The sequence below is a fragment of the Actinomadura opuntiae genome (assembly GCF_030283205.1).
Lineage (GTDB): Bacteria > Actinomycetota > Actinomycetes > Streptosporangiales > Streptosporangiaceae > Spirillospora.
This window is the reverse complement of record NZ_JASNWF010000025.1, coordinates 25054-42976: the sequence shown is the minus strand read 5'-3', so window position 1 is coordinate 42976 and position 17923 is coordinate 25054. Positions and strand designations below refer to the sequence as shown.

Genomic DNA, 17923 nt, shown 5'->3' with positions numbered 1-17923 from the left:
CGAACCACCTCCCGGAGGCGTAACAGCGTGACCCAGCCCGCCACCGCCCAGCATCCGCGCACGGCCGCTCCCGCCGGCGCCGCGGCCGCCGGCCGCGAACCCGACCTCGGCCTGCCCGCCGAGCGGGGATCGGGCCTGCTGATCGCCGTCCTGGCGTTCGCCGGCATCGTCGTCGCGGTCATGCAGACCCTGCTGATCCCGGTCATCGGGCAGCTGCCGCAGCTGCTGCACACCTCGCTGTCGAACGCGACGTGGGCGATGACCGCCACGCTGCTGTCCGGCGCCGTCGCCACCCCGATCATGGGCCGGCTCGGCGACCTGTACGGCAAGAAGCGGATGATCCTCGTCAGCATCTCCACGGTCGTCGTCGGCTCGCTGGTGGCCGCGGTCAGCTCCGAGCTGCTGCTGGTGGTCGCCGGGCGCGCGATCCAGGGCTTCGCGATGGGCGCGATCCCGCTCGGCATCGGCCTGATGCGCGACTCGCTGCCCCGCGAGCGGCTCGGCTCGGCGCTGGCGCTGATGAGCTCCTCGATCGGCGTCGGCGGCGCGCTCGGCCTTCCCGTCGCGGCCTACATCGCCCAGCACTTCAGCTGGCACATGCTCTTCTACGGCGCCGCCGCGCTCGGCGCCGTGTCGTTCCTGCTGGTCCTGTTCGCCGTCCCCGAGTCGAAGGTGCGCGCCCACGGCCGCTACGACATCGTCGGGACGATCGGGCTGACGGCCGGGCTGCTGGCCGTGCTGCTGCCGATCACCAAGGGCGGCGACTGGGGCTGGACGAACCCGCGCACGCTCGGGCTCGGCGCCGCGGGCGTCGTCATCCTCGTGGTGTGGGGCGTGGTGGAGCTGCGGCTGCGCGACCCGCTGGTCGACCTGCGCACCACCGCGCGCCGCCAGGTGCTGCTCACCAACCTCGCCGCGATCACCGTCGGCGTCTCGTTCTACGCCATGTCGCTGGTGCTGCCGCAGCTGCTGGAGCTGCCCAAGGCGACCGGCTACGGGCTCGGGCAGTCGCTGCTGGTCGCCGGGCTGACGGTCGCGCCGATGGGCATCGCGATGATGCTGGTCTCGCCGCTGTCGGCGCGCGTGTCCGCCGCGTTCGGCGCCAAGACCTCGCTCATCCTCGGCATGATCGTGATCGGCGGCGGCTACGGCGCGGCGCAGGGCCTGATGGGCGCGGTGTGGCAGGTCGCGCTGATCTCCACGATCGTCGGCGCCGGCATCGGGCTGGCCTACTCGGCGCTGCCCACGCTCATCCTCGGCGCCGTCGACCCGTCGGAGAGCGGCGCCGCCAACGGCGTCAACACGCTGATGCGCTCCATCGGCACCTCGGTGTCCAGCGCGCTGCTCGGCACCGTCCTGGCCCGCAACACGATCCACTTCGGCGGGGCGGACGTCCCCGACATGACCGGTTTCCGGATCTCCTTCCTCATCGCCACCGTGGCCATCGCCGTCGGCGTCCTGCTCGCGCTGTTCCTGCCGTCCGGCCGCCGCGCGGCGCGCCCGGCCCATGCCGCCGCGCCCGCACCCGCCACGGCCGCGCCCGCTACCCCCGAGGCCTCCGCCGAGCCGCTCCCCGCGCCGTCGCCGGTCGCGGCCGGGCCGTCCACCGCGGTCGAGGGGCCCGCGGTGCACGGCCGGGTGCTGCGCCCGGACGGGACGCCGCTGTCCGGCGCCACCGTCACGCTGATCGACGCGACCGGACGCCAGCTCGGCGTGGTCGCCAGCGCCGGCGACGGCGGGTACGCGGTCGCCGCCCCCGCGCCCGGCGGCTACGTGCTCGTCGGCTCGGCCCCCGGCCACCAGCCGGAGGCCGCGACCGTCACGGTGCTCGACGGCCCGGCCGGCGCCGACCTGGTGCTGAGCGGCACCGGCGAGCTGTCGGGAACGGTCCGCGACGAGGCGGGCGGGCCCCTGGCCGGCGCGGTCGCGGTCGCCACCGACCACCGCGGCGAGGTCGTCGGCTCGGCGGTCACCGGCGCGGACGGCGCGTTCGCGCTCGCCGACCTCGCGCCCGGCGGCTACACGCTGACGGTCAGCGCGGCGGGACGCCGTCCCGCCGCCCAGCCGGTGCGGGTCGCCGGCGGCGCGCCGACGCCGGTGGAGATCGCGCTGCCGGCCGCGCCGGTGCTGCGCGGCACCGTCCGCGGGCGCGGCGGCGAGGCGCTCGGCGACGCGCACGTGTCGCTGGTCGACCACGCCGGGAACGTCGTCGCCACCGCGCGCACCGGCCCCGACGGGGCCTACGCGTTCGACGGCCTCGCCCCCGAGGACTACACGGTCATCGCGTCCGGATACCCGCCGGTCGCGGTGCCGCTCGACCTGTCCGGCGCCGGGCGCGACGACTTCGACATCGCGCTGTCCCACCGCCGGGGCGAGTAGCCGGTTCCGGGGCCGCTGCGGCCCGGCGCGTCAGGTGCCGGGCTGCAGCAGCACCTTGATGGCGCCGTCCTGCTTCTTCTGGAACATCTCGTAGGCCTGCGGCCCCTTCTCCAGCGGCACGCGGTGCGTGGTGAAGTCCATGACCCCGAGCGGGTCGGCGTCGTCGGTCACCAGCGGCATGATGTCGTCGATCCAGCGCTTGACGTGCGCCTGCCCCATCCGCAGCGTGATGCCCTTATCGAACATCTGCAGCATCGGCAGCGGGTCGGTCATGCCGCCGTACACGCCGCTGAGCGAGATCGTCCCGCCCCGGCGGACCACCTCGATCGCCGTCATGAACGCCGCGAGCCGGTCCACCCCCATCCGCTGCATCAGCGGCGCGGCGCTGTTGCCGGGGAGCAGGCCGGTCAGCGTCTGCGCCAGCTTCGCGCCCGGCGAGCCGTGCGCCTCCATGCCGACCGCGTCGATCACCGAGTCGGTGCCGCGCCCGCCGGTGATCTGCCGCACCGCGTCCGGCACGTCGTCGGCGGCGTCGGCGTCGATCACCTCGATGCCGTGCCGGCGGGCCATCTCCAGCCGCTCGGGGACGAGGTCCACGCCGATCACCCGGTGGCCGAGGTGGCGGGCGATCCGGGCCGACATCTGCCCGATCGGGCCGAGTCCGAGCACCGCCACCGACCCGCCCTCGGGGATCTCCGCCCACTGGACGGCCTGCCAGGCCGTCGGCAGCACGTCGGACAGGTAGACGAAGCGCTCGTCCGGCGGCCCCTCCGGAACCTTGATCGGCCCGAAGTGCGCCTGCGGCACCCGCAGGTACTCCGCCTGGCCGCCCGGCACCTGCCCGTACAGGCGGGTGTAGCCGAACAGCGCCGCGCCCATGTTGTTCTCGCGGACCTGGGTCGTCTCGCACTGCGCGAAGAGCTTCATCTCGCACATGTGGCAGCGGCCGCAGGAGATGTTGAACGGGATGACCACCCGGTCGCCCGGCTTGACGTGCCTGACCTCCGGGCCGGTCTCCTCGACGATCCCGATCGGCTCGTGGCCGAGCACGTCGCCCTCGCTGAGGAACGGCCCGAGCACCTCGTACAGGTGCAGGTCGGAGCCGCAGATCCCGGACGAGGTGACCCGGATGATCGCGTCGTCCGGCTCCTTGATCGTCGGGTCGGGCACGTTCTCGACGCGGACGTCGCGCTTGCCGTGCCAGGTGAGCGCCTTCATCGTCTTCCTCCTAGAGCGGGCCTAGAGCGGGTCTAGGGCGGGACTACCCGGGGGGCCGGAGGGAAACGTCAGCGGAGGGAGGGTCCGGATGGAAGGGTAAATTCCGGGTAATCCACGTCCATGGCAACCCTCCCGGACGCCCCGGCGGACTCCGCCGCGGACTCGGCCCGCCTGCGCCTCGGCGTCCTCGACGTCGGCTCCAACTCGGCCCACCTGCGGATCGCGGACCTCAGCCCGGGGGAGGCGCCCGCACCGGTGCGGTCGGTGAAGAGCGCCGTGCGGCTGGCCGAGTCCACCGACCGGCACGGCGTGATCGGCCGGCCCGCGGTCGGGCGGCTGATCGGCGCGGTCCGGGAGGCGTCGGCCGCCGCGTCCGCCGCCGGGGTGGGCGAACTGCTGCCCCTCGCCACGTCCGCGCTGCGCGACGCCGCCAACCGCGACGACGTCGCGGCCGAGGTGCGCGCCGCCACCGGCGTCTCGCTGGGGTTCCTGTCCGGCGAGCAGGAGGCGCGGCTGACGTTCCTGGCGGTGCGGCGCTGGTACGGCTGGTCGGCGGGGCCGGTCCTGCTCGCCGACATCGGCGGCGGGTCGATGGAGCTGGCGTACGGGACGGGGGAGGAGCCGGAGATCGCGCTGTCGCTGCCGCTCGGCGCGGGCCGGCTCACCCGGCACCACCTGCCGGGCCGCCCGCCGGTCCGCAAGCGCACCCGCAAGGCGCTGCGCGCGCACGTCCGGTCCGTGCTCGGCGAGGCGACGGCCGAGATCGTGGAACGGCCGGCCCCGGTCCGGGCGGTCGCGACGTCCAAGACGTTCATCCAGCTGGCCCGGCTGTGCGGCGCGCCCGGGGGCAGGGCCGGGCAGTACGCGCCGCGCCACCTCGGCCGCGACGACCTGCGCGGGTGGATCCCGAAGCTGGCGAAGCTTCCGGACGAGGAGCGCGCGCGGCTGCGCGGTGTGAAGGCGTCGCGGGCGCACCAGATCCTGGCCGGCGCGATCGTCGCCGACGCCGTCATGGACGTCCTCGGGCTCGACCGGCTCGACGTGTGCCCCTGGGCGCTGCGCGAGGGCATCTTCCTGCACCGGCTCGACGCGCTGGCCGCGGGGCGCCCGGTCGGGCCGCCGTTCGAGGGCACCGGGGAGACGACGGGCGCGCCGTGCCCGGTCCCGGTCCGTCCGTTGCCGCCGCCCGCTCCGGGGGTGGCGGCACCGCCGCGCCTGCGCGCCGTCGGCACCTGATCCCGCAGCCCGGGACGGTCCGCGGCCGATGGGGCGGCTGAGACGACCGTCCCATGAACTTGCGGGACATCTATCTGTGGCCCATGTGTATTGACATTCGCCGAATGAGCCGTCCACGCTTGTTCCGTTAATTTGCGGTACATAGATCGGCGATACGGTGCCCGGCCACGGCGCCGTCGGGAGGGGACGTGAGCTGATGAGCGCTCCCGGCAACGCCATCGAACTCGACCCTCACGCCGCGATGGACCTGCGCCGCGTCCTCGCCGCCGCGCTGCGCGCGGCCGTGCCCGCGATCGTGGCGGAGACCGTCGAGGAGGTGCGCCGGGCGGTCCCCGAGTACGCCGGCCCGGAGTGCCGCGACGCCCTGGATCTCGCCGCCGGATGCGCGATCGGCGCGTTCGCCGACCTGGTCGCCCGGCCCGGCCCGCCGCCGGAGGACCTCCTGTCCCTCTACCGCCGGATCGGTGCTGCCGAGGTGCAGGAAGGGCGCGCCGCGAGCGTCCTGCAGAACGCCGCGAACGTCGCGACCCGCGTCGCCGTCCGGCACCTCTCCCGGGTCGCCGACTCGCTGGACGCCGAGGTGCCGCCCGGCCTGTACGGAGAGGTCGTCTCCGCCCTCTTCCCGTTCCTGAACTGGCTGATGGTCGCCGTCGCGCAAGGCCGCGCCGAGGCGTCCCGCGACCCTGCCGGGCTGCTGCTGCGCCGCCGCCGGCAGCTGCTGGAGGCGCTGCTCGCCCGCCCCGAGGCCGACGACCGATGGATCGCCGACCTGGCACGCGACGCGCGATGGCCGCTGCCGCACCGCGCCGCCGCCGTCGCGCTGGCCCCCGGAACGGTCCCCGCCCGCCCGCACGCCCTCCCGCCGCAGGTGCTGGACGGCCGGCACCTCGCCGAGCCGTGCCTGATCGTCCCCGACCCGCAGGAACCGGCGCACCGGCGGGCGCTGGAGCCGCTCCTGGCCGGCCGCGCAGCGGCCGTCGGCCCGGCCGTCGCGCCGGCCGCGCTCGGCCGGTCGCTGGCCTGGGCGCGGCAGGCGCTCGGCCTGGCCCTGGACGGAGTCCTCGACGGGGTTCTGGAGGATGCGCGGCCGGGCGAGCCGCCCGGTGAAGGGCCGATCATCGCCGCCGACCACGCGCCGACCCTGCTCGTGCTGCGCCACCGCGACCTCGTCGAGGATTCCGCGCGGCGCCGGCTGAGACCGCTGCTGAAAGTCCGGCCGAATCGTCGCACGCAGTATGCGCGGACCCTTCAGGCGATGCTGGAATGCGGATTCAACGCCTCCGCCGCGGCGGCCCGGCTGCAGGTCCATGCGCAGACCGTCCGGCTGCGGATGCGCAAACTCGACGAATGGTTCGGCGACGAGATCCATGACCCGTCGCTGCACGTCGAGCTGCTGATGGCGCTGCGTCTGTGGCACGCGACCACCCGCCCCGGCGGGGAGCCCGACTGGTTCCAGAACGCCCCCGCGAGGGCCCGCGCATAAACCTTCCAAAAGGTGAGTGCCGTACCTCGCGTTTTCGTCCCCGGTGCAGTTATCCGGCGGTCGCGGCCCTGGAATCGTCGGACGCGTGAACGCGCCGCCTCGACCGGAGGGAATTGCCATGAGCAGCACCGTGCCCGACCTCGGAGACGCCGACCAGCTGAAGGCGTTGCTGGAGAACGTCGCCTCCCCGGAGCAGCTCCGCGAGCTGCTCGACACGCCCGGCGTGGACGACGGGATGATCGACGGGTTCGTCGCGGCCGTCGGCCCCGAGGACGTCCTGGACAAGGTGTTCGGCCTGATGGGCGAGCACTTCGTCGCCGAACGCGCCGGCAACGACGGCGGCGTGGTCCGCTGGGACGTCACCGCGCCGGGCGGCACGCTGTCCTACGGGCTGGTGATCCGCGACGGCGCCGCCATCGGCGAGCGCGGCGCGCCGGCCGGCCCGGCGGTGACCCTCACGCTGTCGGTGCCGACGCTGCTGCGGCTGTGCGCCGGCCGGCTGAACGGCGTCCAGGGCTTCATGACCGGGAAGATCAAGCTGTCCGGCGACATGATGTTCGGCGCGAAGCTGCCCGGCTGGTTCGACTACTGACCGGTCCCGGCCGCCGAACCGGCCCCCGCCCGGATTCCGGGCGCGGGGCCGCGCGTCACACCTGGACGTCGGGCACGTCGCGCGCGGTCCCGCCGTCCTGCGCGGCGACGATCGGCGCCGGCCGTTCCGCGGCGCGCCGGACCGGCTCCCGAGTCGGGGCCCGAGCCGGGTCCCGGGGCGGGGGAGTGGGCCCGATCTCCTCGATCTGCCGGATGAACTCGGCCTGGATCTCGGCGTGCAGCGACCGCGCCAGCAGCCCCTGGACCGCCTGCATGCCGATCGGCCGCAGCCGGCGGATCACCTCGCCGACCTCGCGGATGTCCAGGTCGCCGAGCCGCGCGTCCAGCCCGGCGTGCTCCACCGTCAGCCGGACGAACTGCCGGGCGATGGCGTCCACGTCGCCGCGCAGCCGGCCGGCGATCTCCAGGACCGCGTCCAGCTCGATCCCGGCCTCGACGAGCCCCGCACCGACCTCGAACAGCCGCGGGCTCGGCACCAGGTACTCCTCGCCCGTCCACCGGATGAACTCCAGCTCCTCCGCGCGCCGCAGCTTCGGGAAGTCGGCGGGCTTCACGCCCTCGAGCGCCTCCTCCGGGACGTCGGGGTAGAACCGCCGGACGACCTGCGCGAGCGTCATCCGCACCGGCTCCTCGTCCGACCACGGGTCGTGGATGACCCGCTCCAGCCCGAGCAGGTCGGCCAGGTTGTGGCCGCGCTCCCACGCCGACAGCATCTCGCCGATGCTCGCCAGCGTGTAGCCGCGGTCCTTGAGCCGGGTGATGAGGTGGATGCGCGCCAGGTGGGTGTCGTCGTAGAAGCCGACCCTGCCCTTCATCCGGGGCGGCGGGAGCAGGCCGCGCTCCTGGAAGCCGCGCACGTGCCGGACCGTCGTGCCGGCCGCGCGCGCCAGGTCGTCGATTCGGTAGTCAGCCATGCCCGTCTCTTCGAGTCGGCGATCGATCCGCTCATCGTACTCACCGCCGCTGGCGCGGTTATCCGCGGTCCATCGAGTCATGGGCCGCGGATTCACGGCACGTTCGGCGGTGATCGGCGGCGGCGCGCGGCCGGAACGCGGACCGCCCGTCAGCCCAGCGCGACGACCGCTTCGGCGGTGTAGGTCAGGAACGTGAACGTCTCCTGCAGGTACAGCCGGACGCTCGTCGCGTCGTGGGACTCGTAGCCCACCGACAGGTCCTGCCCGATGCGCAGCTCGAAGTCGCCGCCCCGCGTCGACAGCAGGAACGCGCCGGAGATCGCGGGCGCCCAGACGATGTCGCCGCTGACCAGCCGCGCCAGGTGCTCGTGGATCGGGTAGCCGTGGTCGGAGGTCTCGTTGACCGCGGTGTAGGCGTCCGCGCTGAGCGCCAGCGAGTACGGGCCGTCCACCCCGGCCAGCCGCAGCGCCGTCACGGCCTGCGCGACCGCGTTCGGGTACTCGCGCGGCTCGGCCGGCAGCGCGATCGCCGGGTTGGCCGACGCCGCGCGCAGCCCCTCGATGCCGGCCGCGGCGTACCCCTCGAAGACCGCCCTGTCCTCGGCGCGGGCGATCAGCCGGGCGGCGTCCTTGGCCGGCTGCCAGTCCGGGTCCTTGGCGCCGCGCTCGACGTCGTCGACGTCGCGCCGGTCGACGGTGAACGGCACCCGCAGCTCCACCAGCGGACGGGCCCGCCGCACGTGCGCCCGGACGCCGTCGGCGGGCGCGTCGATCGGGTCGAGGTGCCCGGTGGTGACGGCCGCGAGCGCCACGCCGCCCGCGTCCGGCACGTCCACCAGCCGCCGCCCCGCCAGGTTGCGGGTGACGGTGCGGCGGATCTCCGCCTCCAGGTCCTCCCATGCGGCGGCGGAGATCGGGGCCAGTTCGCGGTGCAGGTTGTTCAAAGCGCGCTCCTCTTCAGGTCGCCGATGCCCAGGGATCCGTCGTCGCTGGGAAGCGGGGGCGGGTCGTCCAGAAAGTCGGCCGCGGGGACGTGGAACAGGGTCCCGGTCACGGCGGTCGAGAAGTCCAGCAGCCGGTCGTGCACGCCGGGCGGGTCGCCGAGGAACATGTTCCGCAGCATCTCCTCGGTCACCTCCGGGGTGGCGGAGTAGCCGATGAAGTACGTGCCGAACTCGCCGTCCCGCAGGCTGCCGAAGGGCATGTTGTCGCGCAGGATCTCGCGCTCCTCGCCGTCCGGCCCGGTGATCGTGGTGAGCGCGACGTGCGCTCCCGGCGCCTTCAGGTCGTCGGGGATCTCGATGTCGGACAGCTTGCGGCGGCCGATCGCGTCCTCCTGCTGCTCGACCGTCAGCGCGTTCCACGCCCGCATGTCGTGCAGGTACTTCTGGACGATCACGTAGCTGCCGCCGGCGAACCCGGGGTCCTCGTCGCCGATGACGACGGCGGCGCGGGCGTCGTCGCCGGTGGGGTTCTCGGTGCCGTCGACGAAGCCGAGCAGGTCGCGCTGCTCGAAGTAGCGGAACCCGTGCACCTCGTCCACGACGGTCACCGCGCCGGCCAGCCGCTCCATGATCTGCGCGGCCAGCTCGAAGCACAGGTCCATCCGGTGCGCGCGGATGTGGAACAGCAGGTCGCCGGGGGTCGCGGGCGCGGTGTGCACGTCGCCGGCCAGCGCCGTGAACGGGTGCAGCCCGGCGGGGCGGGGGCCGGAGAACAGCCGGTCCCAGGCGTCCGAGCCGATGCCGGTGACGCAGGTCAGCCCGCCGCCCGGCACGCGGAAGCCGACCGCGCGGACCAGCCCGGCGAGGTCGGGCAGCAGCTCGGCGACCACCGGCTCGCCGCCCGGGTCGACGGTGACCACCAGGAAGATCGCCGAGCCGGTCAGCGGCCCGAGCACCTCCTGCGACGCGCCGGCGCGCGGCGCGCTCACCGGCGGGCCCGCGCGGGCCGGGACGGGCGTGTCATGGGCGGCTCCTGGGAGAGGTCGCGGTGTGCGGCCCCCATTATCCGGTGGCCGCCGCCCCGGCCGGACACCGGCGTCCGCGACACCCGGGTTTGGGCGGTGAGCTGCGGGAAGGGCGGACAGGACCAGGTCCCGCGAGGGAGGAGCAGAGCCATGAGGGCAGTGGTCTGGCACGACGTCGGCAAGATCAGCCTGGACGAGGTGCCCGACCCGGCCGTCCGCGGCCCCGAGGACGCGGTCGTCCGGATCACCGCCAGCGCGATCTGCGGGACGGACCTGCACTTCGTCAGGGGCACGATGCCCGGGATGGAGCCGGGCACGGTCCTCGGGCACGAGGCCGTCGGCATCGTCGAGGAGACCGGGCCGGACGTCCGCAACTTCGTGCCCGGCGACCGCGTCGTCATCCCGTCCACGATCGGCTGCGGCCGGTGCTCGTACTGCCGCGCCGGCTACTACGCCCAGTGCGACGTCGCCAACCCCAACGGCCCGTCCGCCGGCACGTCGTTCTACGGCGGCCCGCGGTCGACCGGCCCGTTCGACGGGCTGCAGGCCGAGTACGCGCGCGTCCCGTACGCGCACACCAACCTCGTCGCCATCCCGCCCGGCGTCACCGACGAGCAGGCGCTGATGGTCAGCGACATCCTGCCGACCGCCTGGTTCGGCGCCCGGCTCGCCGAGGTCGGCACCGGCGACACCGTCGCGGTGCTCGGCGCCGGGCCGGTCGGGCAGCTCGCCGTGCTGTCGGCCCGGATCCAGGGCGCCGGACGGGTGTTCGTCGTGGACGGGCACGCCGACCGGCTGGAGACGGCGCGGCTGCAGAACGCCGAGACGATCGACTTCAACGCCGAGGACCCGGTCGAGGCCGTCCGGGACTTCACCGGCGGCATCGGCGCGGACCGCGTGATCGACGCGGTCGGCGTGGACGCCGAGAGCCCGGCGAGCGGTCCCGCCGCCGAGGCGATCACCCGGGAGGACCGGCGGGAGTTCGAGCGCGAGCAGGCGCAGGCCGCGCCGCGCACCGGCCAGGACGGCGCGCAGTGGCGCCCCGGCGACGCGCCCGGCGAGGCGCTGCGCTGGGCGGTGGACATGGTCGCCAAGGCCGGCACGATCGGGATCGTCGGGGTGTACCCGCCGCACTACACCAGCTTCCCGCTGGGCCTGGCGATGAACCGGAACCTGACCGTCAAGGCGGGCAACTGCAACCACCGCAGGTACGTGCCGGGGCTGCTCAGCCGCATCGCCAAGGGCGGCGCGGACCCGACCACCATCCTCACCCAGCAGGCGCGCCTGCCGGGGGTCATCGAGGCCTACGAGGCGTTCGACCGACGCGAGCCGGGCTGGACGAAGGTGGCGCTGGAGGTCTCCGGCTGACGGCCGGCCGCGACAGGGGGGAGCACCATGAAGATCGCCGACACCAGGCAGGTCGAGGAGCTGCTGGGGGACCTGCCCTTCCCGGCCAGCAAGGAGCGGATCGTCGAGCACGCGCACGCGCGGCGGCCGCTGACCGAGGCCGAGCGGGCGCTGTCGTCGCTGCCGCTCGGCACCTACGGCAGCGCGGCCGAGGTGCTGCGCTCGCTGCCGATCGACCCCGACCCCGGGCGCACCCCGGCCGAGCATGCCTACCAGCGGCGCCACCACAACAAGCCCGGCCTCGCCGAGCACATGCGCGACACCGAGCGCCCGCCCGTCCAGGACGAGCTGCGCGGCGACGAGGGCGAGCACTGGCAGCCCTGACGGCTCTGACCGTCCCGCCTCCGGGCCCGGGCGCGGGGAGCGCGCCCGAGCCCGCCCGTGCCCGCGTTTGAAGGGTCTTTCCCTGGTCATTACCACCGGTTGGTAATGGCCGAGGAGGGGAGCCCGGATGACGGCTGTGCAGGGCACGCCGGACACCAGCGCCGCCGACGCACTGGCGCGCCATCGCAAGGGGACGAGGATCGGCGACGTTCTCGCCACCACCGACCACAAGATGGTCGGCTACCTGTACCTCGGCACCTCGTTCGCGATGTTCCTGATCGCCGGGCTGATGGCGATGCTGATGCGGGCCGAGCTCATGAAGCCCGGCCTGCAGGTGATGGACAACCTCCAGTACAACCAGCTGTTCACCATCCACGGCACGATCATGCTGCTGCTGTTCGCGACGCCCCTGTTCGCCGGGTTCGCCAACGTGATCGTGCCATTGCAGATCGGCGCGCCCGACGTGGCGTTCCCGCGGCTCAACACGCTCAGCTATTACCTCTTCCTGTTCGGCGCGATCATCGTGCTGGCCGGCTTCCTGATGCCGGGCGGTGCCGCCGCGTTCGGCTGGTTCTCCTACTCGCCGCTGTCGTCGTCGACGTACTCGCCCGGGCTGGGCGGCGACATGTGGGTGATGGGCCTGATCGTGTCCGGGTTCGGGACCATCTTCACCTCGGTCAACCTGATGGCGACGATCATCGCGATGCGGGCCCCCGGCATGGTGATGTTCCGCCTGCCGATCTTCACGTGGAACGCGCTGCTGACCAGCGTGATGGTGCTGATCGCCTTCCCCGTGCTGACCGCCGCGCTGTTCGCGCTGGAGGCCGACCGCAAGTTCGGCGCGCACGTCTACGACGGCGCGAACGGCGGGGCGCTGCTGTGGCAGCACCTGTTCTGGTTCTTCGGCCATCCCGAGGTCTACATCGTGGCGCTGCCGTTCTTCGGGATCGTCACCGAGATCATCCCGGTGTTCGCCCGCAAACCCATCTTCGGCTACCTCGGCATGGTCTGCGCCACCATCGCGATCACCGGGCTGTCCATGACGGTTTGGGCGCACCACATGTTCGCCACCGGCCAGGTCCTGCTGCCGTTCTTCTCCATGACGTCCTTCATGATCGCCGTGCCCACCGGCATCAAGTTCTTCAACTGGGTCGGCACCCTGTGGAAGGGCCAGCTCACCTTCGAGACCCCGATGCTGTGGGCGATTGGCTTCCTGGTGACGTTCCTGTTCGGCGGGCTCACCGGGGTGATCCTGGCGTCACCGCCGATGGACTTCCACCTCACCGACTCCTATTTCGTCGTCGCCCATTTCCATTACGTGCTGTTCGGCACCGTGGTGTTCGCGATGTTCGGCGGGTTCTACTTCTGGTGGCCGAAGATGACCGGCAAGAAGCTGAACGAGACCTGGGGGAAGATCCATTTCTGGTCCCTGTTCGTCGGCTTCCACACCACCTTCCTCGTCCAGCACTGGCTCGGCGCCGAAGGCATGCCGCGCCGCATCGCCGACTACCCCGACCAGTTCGGCCCGCTGAACTTCGTCTCGTCGATCGGCTCGTTCATCCTCGGCGCCTCCACCTTCGCGTTCCTGTGGAACATCTACCGGACGCACCGCCGCGGCGAGATCGTCGAGACCGACGACCCGTGGGGCTTCGGCGGCTCGCTGGAATGGGCGACCTCCTGCCCGCCGCCCCGCCACAACTTCACCTCGATGCCGCGGATCCGCTCCTTCCGTCCCGCGGTCGACCTGCACTATCCGCCGAAGGACTCCCCGCAGAAGTCCGAACCCGCCCTCCCGCAACCCCCCGCCGACTCCTCCGCCTGACCCGGTTCCGTTACCGGCGCGGGTTCTCCGCGGTGGGTCAGGAGTCGTCCTTCTTCTCCTTCTCCACGGCGCCGTCGCGCTTGAGGTCGCCCTGGCCGCCGCCGTAGGACTCGGTCTGGTAGTTGAGGTAGAAGCGGTTGGTGCGGGTGCGGGCCTGGGTCCGGACGCGGCCGGGCGTCGGCAGCGGGATGATGTGGTGCGGGTAGGCCGCGACCAGCTCGCGCGGCTGCCGGGTCCGCAGGATCGCCGCCTGCTCCGGCCGCGGCCGCTCGTGCCGTTCGGTGAAGCCGCCCTCCGGGGTCAGCGAGATCAGGCCGCTCTCCACGCCCTCCTCGCGCTGCTGCAGGTCGCGGCGCTGCAGGCTGAGGCAGACGCGGCGAGCGACGGCGAACGCCAGCACCGGGAAGGCGAAGAACCCGATCCGGAAGAACCACGTCGTCCAGAACAGCGGGATCTTGAAGGTGTTGGAGAGGATGTCGTTGCCGCCCGCCGCCCACAGGTTCCCGTACCAGGCGATGACGGCCGCGCCGATCGCCGTCCGGGTCGCGGCGTTGCGCGGGCGGTCGAGCAGGTGGTGGACGCGTTCGTCCCCGGTCGCCCATCGCTCGAAGAACGGGTACAGCCCGATGAGGGTGAAGAACACCATCGGCAGGACGACGGCCGGCAGCAGCACGTTCCAGCTGACGGTGTGCCCGGCGACCGTCGTCGAGAGCCGTCCCATGATGCGCAGCGAGCCTTCGAGGAAGGCGATGTACCAGTCGGGCTGCGAGCCGAACGACACCTCGCCCGGGTCGTACGGCCCGTACAGCCAGATCGGGTTGATCTGCACGAACGCCGCCAGCCCGGCCAGGAACCCGAAGGTGTAGAGGAAGTACGCGCCGCTCTGCGCCAGGAAGCTGGGGAAGGTCGGCTCGCCCTGCACCGCCTGCTCGCGGCGGCCCTTGCCGGGCCACTGGGTGTGGGTCTGGTGCCAGAGGATCATCAGGTGCGCGGTGATCAGCGCGAGCAGGATGCCGGGGACCAGCAGGATGTGCACGGTGAACAGCCGCGGGATGAAGGACTCGCTGGCGGGGAACTGGCCGCCGAAGGCCCAGAAGGTCAGGTAGGTGCCGACGACCGGCACCGAGAGCAGGATGCCCTCGGCGATGCGCAGCCCGGTGCCCGACAGCAGGTCGTCGGGCAGGGAGTAGCCGGCGAACCCCTCCAGCACCGACAGCGCGAACAGGGTGACCCCGATCAGCCAGTTGACCTCGCGCGGCTTGCGGAACGCGCCGGTGAAGAAGATCCGCAGCAGGTGGACGCTGATCGCGGCGAGGAAGATGTTCGCCGCCCAGTGGTGGATCTGCCGCATCAGCAGCCCGCCGCGCACGTCGAACGACAGGTCCAGCGCGGACGCGTACGCCTCGCTCATCTTCACGCCGCGCAGCTGGGTGTAGGAGCCGTCGTAGACGATCTCCGTGCCGCTCGGCTTGAAGAACAGGGTCAGGAAGACGCCGGTGAGGATCAGGACGATGAACGAGTAGAGGGCGATCTCGCCCAGCAGGAACGACCAGTGCTTGGGGAACGCCTTCTTGATGTTCCGGCTCATGAACTCGGTGGAGCCGAGCCGGTCGTTGACCCCGTACGCCAGCCGCCAGCCCGCCGGCAGCCGCTGCCGCCCGTCGGCCCGGTCCCGTCCCGCCATAGCGCTCCTCCTGATCAAGCAGGGTTTTCGCTGGGCGGGTACCCGTGGGGGCGTCCCACAAACGGCGGCGGTCAGTCGCCCCGGTACAGCTCGGTGAGCAGTTCGACGGCGTGCCGGGCCGCCGGGTGCGGGTCGTCGTGCCACCAGGCGAGCCGGACGGCGATGGGCGCGGCGTCGCGCAGCGGCCGGTAGACGACCCCGGGCCGCCGGTACTGGTCGACGGTGCTGCGCGCGGTGACGCCGACGCAGCCGCCGGCCGCGACGGCGGCCAGCCAGTCGTCGATGTCGGCGGTGTACCGGGTGGCGGGCCGGGTCTCGGGCGGCCACAGGTCGACGGTGGTGGTGCCGGTGCGGCGGTCGACGAGCAGGGTGCGGCCCGCGATGTCGGCGAGCCGGACCGAGCGGCGCCGCGCCCACGGGTCGTCCGCCGCCATCGCGCAGTACCGCCGCTCCAGCCCGACGACCACGGAGTCGAAGCGGCGCGGGTCCGGCGCGACCCGGACGACGGCGATGTCGCAGGCGCCCTCGGCGAGCCCGCCCGTCGCGGTGTTGGTGCGGACGAGCCGCAGCTCGACGTGCGGCCACCGGCGGGGCCACAGCCGCTGGAACGGCACGGTGTGCCGGCCCATCGCCGACCACGCGTACCCGATCCGCAGCCGGGCGTGCCCGCTGGTCGCCTCCGCCACGAGGTCGTCGGCCTCGGCGAGCAGCCGCCGCGCCCTGGCCAGGACCCGCACGCCGGTGGCGGTCGGGGTCACGCTGCGGCTGGTGCGGCGCAGCAGCCGGACGTCCAGCGCCCGTTCCAGCGAGGCCAGGGTGCGCGACACCGCCGCCTGCGACACGCCGAGCTCGATCGCGGCGTCGGTGAACGTGCCCGCGTCCGCGATCGCGACGAGGACCCTTAGCTGCCGCAGCTCCACATCCATGACTCAAGCGTATAGATGCGCTCGCGCATGCATTTTGCGCAAGGACGCGGCCGCCGCATGCTCGGAGCATGAAGGCCGGAACCTCTGTCGAGGCGAGCGGGGAACCGCGGCCGGACGTGCGGGCCGAGGACGGGCACGGCCGCCTGGCCGGCGTGGCGATGATGCTGGCCAGCGCCGCTTCCAACCAGACCGGCGCGGCGGTCGGCGCTCTGGCGTTCCCGGTCATCGGGCCGGCCGGGGTGGTGGCGGTGCGCCAGTGGGTCGCGGCGGCCGTCCTGCTGGCGGCCGGGCGGCCCCGGCTGCGCTCGTTCACCGCCGCTCAGTGGCGGCCGGTGCTGGCGCTCGCGGCGGTCTTCGCCACGATGAACCTCTCGCTCTACACCGCCGTCGGGCGCGTGGGCCTCGGCCTGGCCGTCACGCTGGAGTTCCTCGGGCCGCTGGCCGTCGCGCTGGCGAGCTCGCGCCGCCGCACCGACCTGGCCTGCGCCGTCGTCGTGGCCGCCGCGGTGGTGGCGCTGACCCGGCCGCGGCCCAGCTCGGACTTCCTCGGCATCGGCCTCGGGTTGCTCGCCGCGTGCTGCTGGGCCGGATACATCCTGCTCAACCGGACCATCGGGCGGACGCTGCCCGGCGCGGAGGGTTCGGCCGCCGCGGCGGGGCTGTCGGGGCTGGTGTTCGTGCCGATCGGGGCGTTCGTGCTCGTCCAGCACCCGCCGACGGTGCGGGCGCTGGCGTGCGCGGGCGCGGCGGGCGTGCTGTCGTCGGCCGTTCCGTTCGCCGTCGACCTGCTCGCGCTGCGCCGCGTCCCGGCGCGCTTCTTCGGCGTGTTCATGAGCGTGAATCCGGTGCTGGCGGCGGTGGCGGGGCTCGTCGTCCTCGGGCAGGCGCTGCACTGGACGCAGTGGCTCGCGATCCTCGTCATCGTCACCGCGAACTCCGTCAGCGTCCTGACGGCGCGTACCCCGACCGGCCGGTACCGCGCGATCAGGCGCTCGCCGCGTACAGCACCTCGCGCAGGGCGGGCATCGACTCGCGGTCGGCGCGCCACACCAGGCGGAGGCTGAGGTCGGGCGCGTCGAGGGCGAGCCGGACGAGGGAACCGGCATCCAGCCGCTCCCGGACGGCGAACTCCGGCACCAGCGCGATCCCGAGCCCCCGCTCCGCCCAGGACGCCATGACCGTCACGCTGCCCGCTCGCACCCGCTCGACGCCGGACCCGAGGATCCGCTCCCCGGCCAGCCAGAACGAGCACGCCGGGACGTTCACCAGGAGCCGCTCGCCCGCCAGGTCGGCGGCGGCGACCCGCGCGGCCTCGGCGAGCGGGTGGCCCGGCGCGGCGACCAGCGCGAGCGGCACCGGCTCCAGGTCGAGGAAGCCGAGCGGTTCGGACGGGGAGGCGAAGCCGAGGTCGCCGAGGCCGGTGCCGGTGTCCAGCAGCAGCGCGGCGTCCAGGTCGCCGCCGGCGACCGCGCCGAGCAGCTGGTCGCGGGCCGCGTCCGAGCGGACCTCGACGCGCAGGCCGGGCCGCCGTTCGGCGACCCGCTCCAGCACCGCGGGCACATGTGTCGCCGCGATCGTCTCCAGCGCGCCGAGCCGCACCACCGGGGGCTCGCCCGCGACCTCGCGGCGCGCCTCCTCCGCCTGCGCCAGCAGCCGCCCGGCCCATGCGCGCATCCGCTCGCCCGCCCCGGTCAGCCGCATCCCCTTCGGGCCGCGCTCGAACAGCGCCACGCCGAGGGAGCGCTCCAGCGTCCGGACCTGCTCCGACACCGACGACGGCGCGAGGCCGAGCGCGTTCGCGGCGTCGGTGACGGTGCCGTGCTCGATGACGGCCTCGAAGGTCCGCAGCTGCCGCAATTCCATGCCTACGGCAACCCCGGCGGAGCGTTCGGATATTCCGAACGCGGCGTGCGGGCCGGCCGGTGGAGCCCCGGTGCCGCGAATCCAAG

Annotated in this window: 15 protein-coding genes; 8 read left to right on the top strand and 7 right to left on the bottom strand. The window is 73.5% G+C overall.

Annotated elements, in window-relative coordinates; genetic code table 11:
- Nucleotides 1–27 precede the first annotated feature (27 nt).
- Nucleotides 28–2379, top strand: coding sequence for an MFS transporter (locus QP089_RS40220; protein ID WP_285919388.1), 2352 nt, complete (start codon nt 28–30; stop codon nt 2377–2379).
- A gap of 30 nt (nt 2380–2409) precedes the next feature.
- Here the strand turns inward: QP089_RS40220 and QP089_RS40215 are convergent, their stop codons facing one another.
- Entirely contained in the window at nt 2410–3597 is a 1188-nt protein-coding gene (locus QP089_RS40215; RefSeq protein ID WP_285919386.1) for a zinc-dependent alcohol dehydrogenase, read from the bottom strand.
- Between the two features lie 120 nt (nt 3598–3717).
- Here QP089_RS40215 and QP089_RS40210 point away from each other — a divergent pair, with 120 nt between their 5' ends.
- The 3 genes from QP089_RS40210 (at nt 3718) to QP089_RS40200 (ending at nt 6908) form a co-directional block, all read left to right on the top strand.
- A complete protein-coding gene (locus QP089_RS40210; protein ID WP_285919384.1) occupies nt 3718–4833 on the top strand; it encodes a Ppx/GppA phosphatase family protein in 1116 nt (371 codons plus the stop codon).
- A gap of 196 nt (nt 4834–5029) precedes the next feature.
- On the top strand, nt 5030–6316 hold the full coding sequence (locus QP089_RS40205; protein WP_285919382.1) for a PucR family transcriptional regulator: 1287 nt from the start codon (nt 5030–5032) through the stop codon (nt 6314–6316).
- A gap of 118 nt (nt 6317–6434) precedes the next feature.
- Nucleotides 6435–6908 carry an SCP2 sterol-binding domain-containing protein gene (locus QP089_RS40200; protein ID WP_285919381.1) on the top strand — a complete coding sequence of 158 codons (474 nt, stop codon included), beginning with the start codon at nt 6435–6437 and terminating at the stop codon, nt 6906–6908.
- Nucleotides 6909–6963: 55 nt separating this feature from the next.
- Here the strand turns inward: QP089_RS40200 and QP089_RS40195 are convergent, their stop codons facing one another.
- The 3 genes from QP089_RS40195 to QP089_RS40185 all read right to left on the bottom strand — a co-directional run bounded on the left by QP089_RS40195 (nt 6964) and on the right by QP089_RS40185 (nt 9775).
- A complete protein-coding gene (locus tag QP089_RS40195; protein WP_285919379.1) occupies nt 6964–7842 on the bottom strand; it encodes a MerR family transcriptional regulator in 879 nt (292 codons plus the stop codon).
- 149 nt (nt 7843–7991) lie between these two features.
- A complete protein-coding gene (locus QP089_RS40190; RefSeq protein ID WP_285919377.1) occupies nt 7992–8786 on the bottom strand; it encodes a family 1 encapsulin nanocompartment shell protein in 795 nt (264 codons plus the stop codon).
- A complete protein-coding gene (locus tag QP089_RS40185; RefSeq protein WP_285919375.1) occupies nt 8783–9775 on the bottom strand; it encodes a Dyp-type peroxidase in 993 nt (330 codons plus the stop codon). Before QP089_RS40185 ends, QP089_RS40190 begins: the two co-directional genes overlap by 4 nt.
- Nucleotides 9776–9961: 186 nt before the next feature.
- Between QP089_RS40185 and QP089_RS40180 the strand changes: the two genes are divergently transcribed.
- The 3 genes from QP089_RS40180 to ctaD all read left to right on the top strand — a co-directional run bounded on the left by QP089_RS40180 (nt 9962) and on the right by ctaD (nt 13364).
- Nucleotides 9962–11179 carry a zinc-dependent alcohol dehydrogenase gene (locus tag QP089_RS40180; protein WP_285919373.1) on the top strand — a complete coding sequence of 406 codons (1218 nt, stop codon included), beginning with the start codon at nt 9962–9964 and terminating at the stop codon, nt 11177–11179.
- Nucleotides 11180–11206: 27 nt separating this feature from the next.
- A complete protein-coding gene (locus tag QP089_RS40175; protein WP_285919371.1) occupies nt 11207–11542 on the top strand; it encodes a DUF2795 domain-containing protein in 336 nt (111 codons plus the stop codon).
- A gap of 127 nt (nt 11543–11669) precedes the next feature.
- A complete protein-coding gene (ctaD, locus tag QP089_RS40170; RefSeq protein ID WP_285919370.1) occupies nt 11670–13364 on the top strand; it encodes an aa3-type cytochrome oxidase subunit I in 1695 nt (564 codons plus the stop codon).
- A 37-nt stretch (nt 13365–13401) separates the two neighbouring features.
- Here ctaD and qcrB read toward each other — a convergent pair whose 3' ends face one another.
- Both qcrB and QP089_RS40160 read right to left on the bottom strand, forming a co-directional pair.
- Nucleotides 13402–15048 carry a cytochrome bc1 complex cytochrome b subunit gene (qcrB, locus tag QP089_RS40165; RefSeq protein ID WP_285919368.1) on the bottom strand — a complete coding sequence of 549 codons (1647 nt, stop codon included), beginning with the start codon at nt 15046–15048 and terminating at the stop codon, nt 13402–13404.
- Nucleotides 15049–15119: 71 nt separating this feature from the next.
- Nucleotides 15120–15974, bottom strand: coding sequence for a LysR family transcriptional regulator (locus QP089_RS40160; protein ID WP_285919366.1), 855 nt, complete (start codon nt 15972–15974; stop codon nt 15120–15122).
- A 68-nt stretch (nt 15975–16042) separates the two neighbouring features.
- On the opposite strand from QP089_RS40160, the gene QP089_RS40155 reads away from it, so the two are divergent.
- Entirely contained in the window at nt 16043–17038 is a 996-nt protein-coding gene (locus QP089_RS40155) for an EamA family transporter (protein WP_285919365.1), read from the top strand.
- Here QP089_RS40155 and QP089_RS40150 read toward each other — a convergent pair.
- Entirely contained in the window at nt 16959–17837 is an 879-nt protein-coding gene (locus QP089_RS40150; protein ID WP_285919363.1) for a LysR family transcriptional regulator, read from the bottom strand. The genes QP089_RS40155 and QP089_RS40150 overlap by 80 nt on opposite strands.
- Nucleotides 17838–17923 lie beyond the last annotated feature (86 nt).

Coding starts and splice junctions, on each gene's coding strand:
- QP089_RS40215 (WP_285919386.1), bottom strand. CDS start 3,597: ATGAAGGCGCTCACCTGGCACGGCAAGCGCGACGTCCGCGTCGAGAAC.
- QP089_RS40210 (WP_285919384.1), top strand. CDS start 3,718: ATGGCAACCCTCCCGGACGCCCCGGCGGACTCCGCCGCGGACTCGGCC.
- QP089_RS40205 (WP_285919382.1), top strand. CDS start 5,030: ATGAGCGCTCCCGGCAACGCCATCGAACTCGACCCTCACGCCGCGATG.
- QP089_RS40200 (WP_285919381.1), top strand. CDS start 6,435: ATGAGCAGCACCGTGCCCGACCTCGGAGACGCCGACCAGCTGAAGGCG.
- QP089_RS40195 (WP_285919379.1), bottom strand. CDS start 7,842: ATGGCTGACTACCGAATCGACGACCTGGCGCGCGCGGCCGGCACGACG.
- QP089_RS40180 (WP_285919373.1), top strand. CDS start 9,962: ATGAGGGCAGTGGTCTGGCACGACGTCGGCAAGATCAGCCTGGACGAG.
- QP089_RS40175 (WP_285919371.1), top strand. CDS start 11,207: ATGAAGATCGCCGACACCAGGCAGGTCGAGGAGCTGCTGGGGGACCTG.
- ctaD (WP_285919370.1), top strand. CDS start 11,670: ATGACGGCTGTGCAGGGCACGCCGGACACCAGCGCCGCCGACGCACTG.
- qcrB (WP_285919368.1), bottom strand. CDS start 15,048: ATGGCGGGACGGGACCGGGCCGACGGGCGGCAGCGGCTGCCGGCGGGC.
- QP089_RS40160 (WP_285919366.1), bottom strand. CDS start 15,974: ATGGATGTGGAGCTGCGGCAGCTAAGGGTCCTCGTCGCGATCGCGGAC.
- QP089_RS40155 (WP_285919365.1), top strand. CDS start 16,043: ATGAAGGCCGGAACCTCTGTCGAGGCGAGCGGGGAACCGCGGCCGGAC.
- QP089_RS40150 (WP_285919363.1), bottom strand. CDS start 17,837: ATGGAATTGCGGCAGCTGCGGACCTTCGAGGCCGTCATCGAGCACGGC.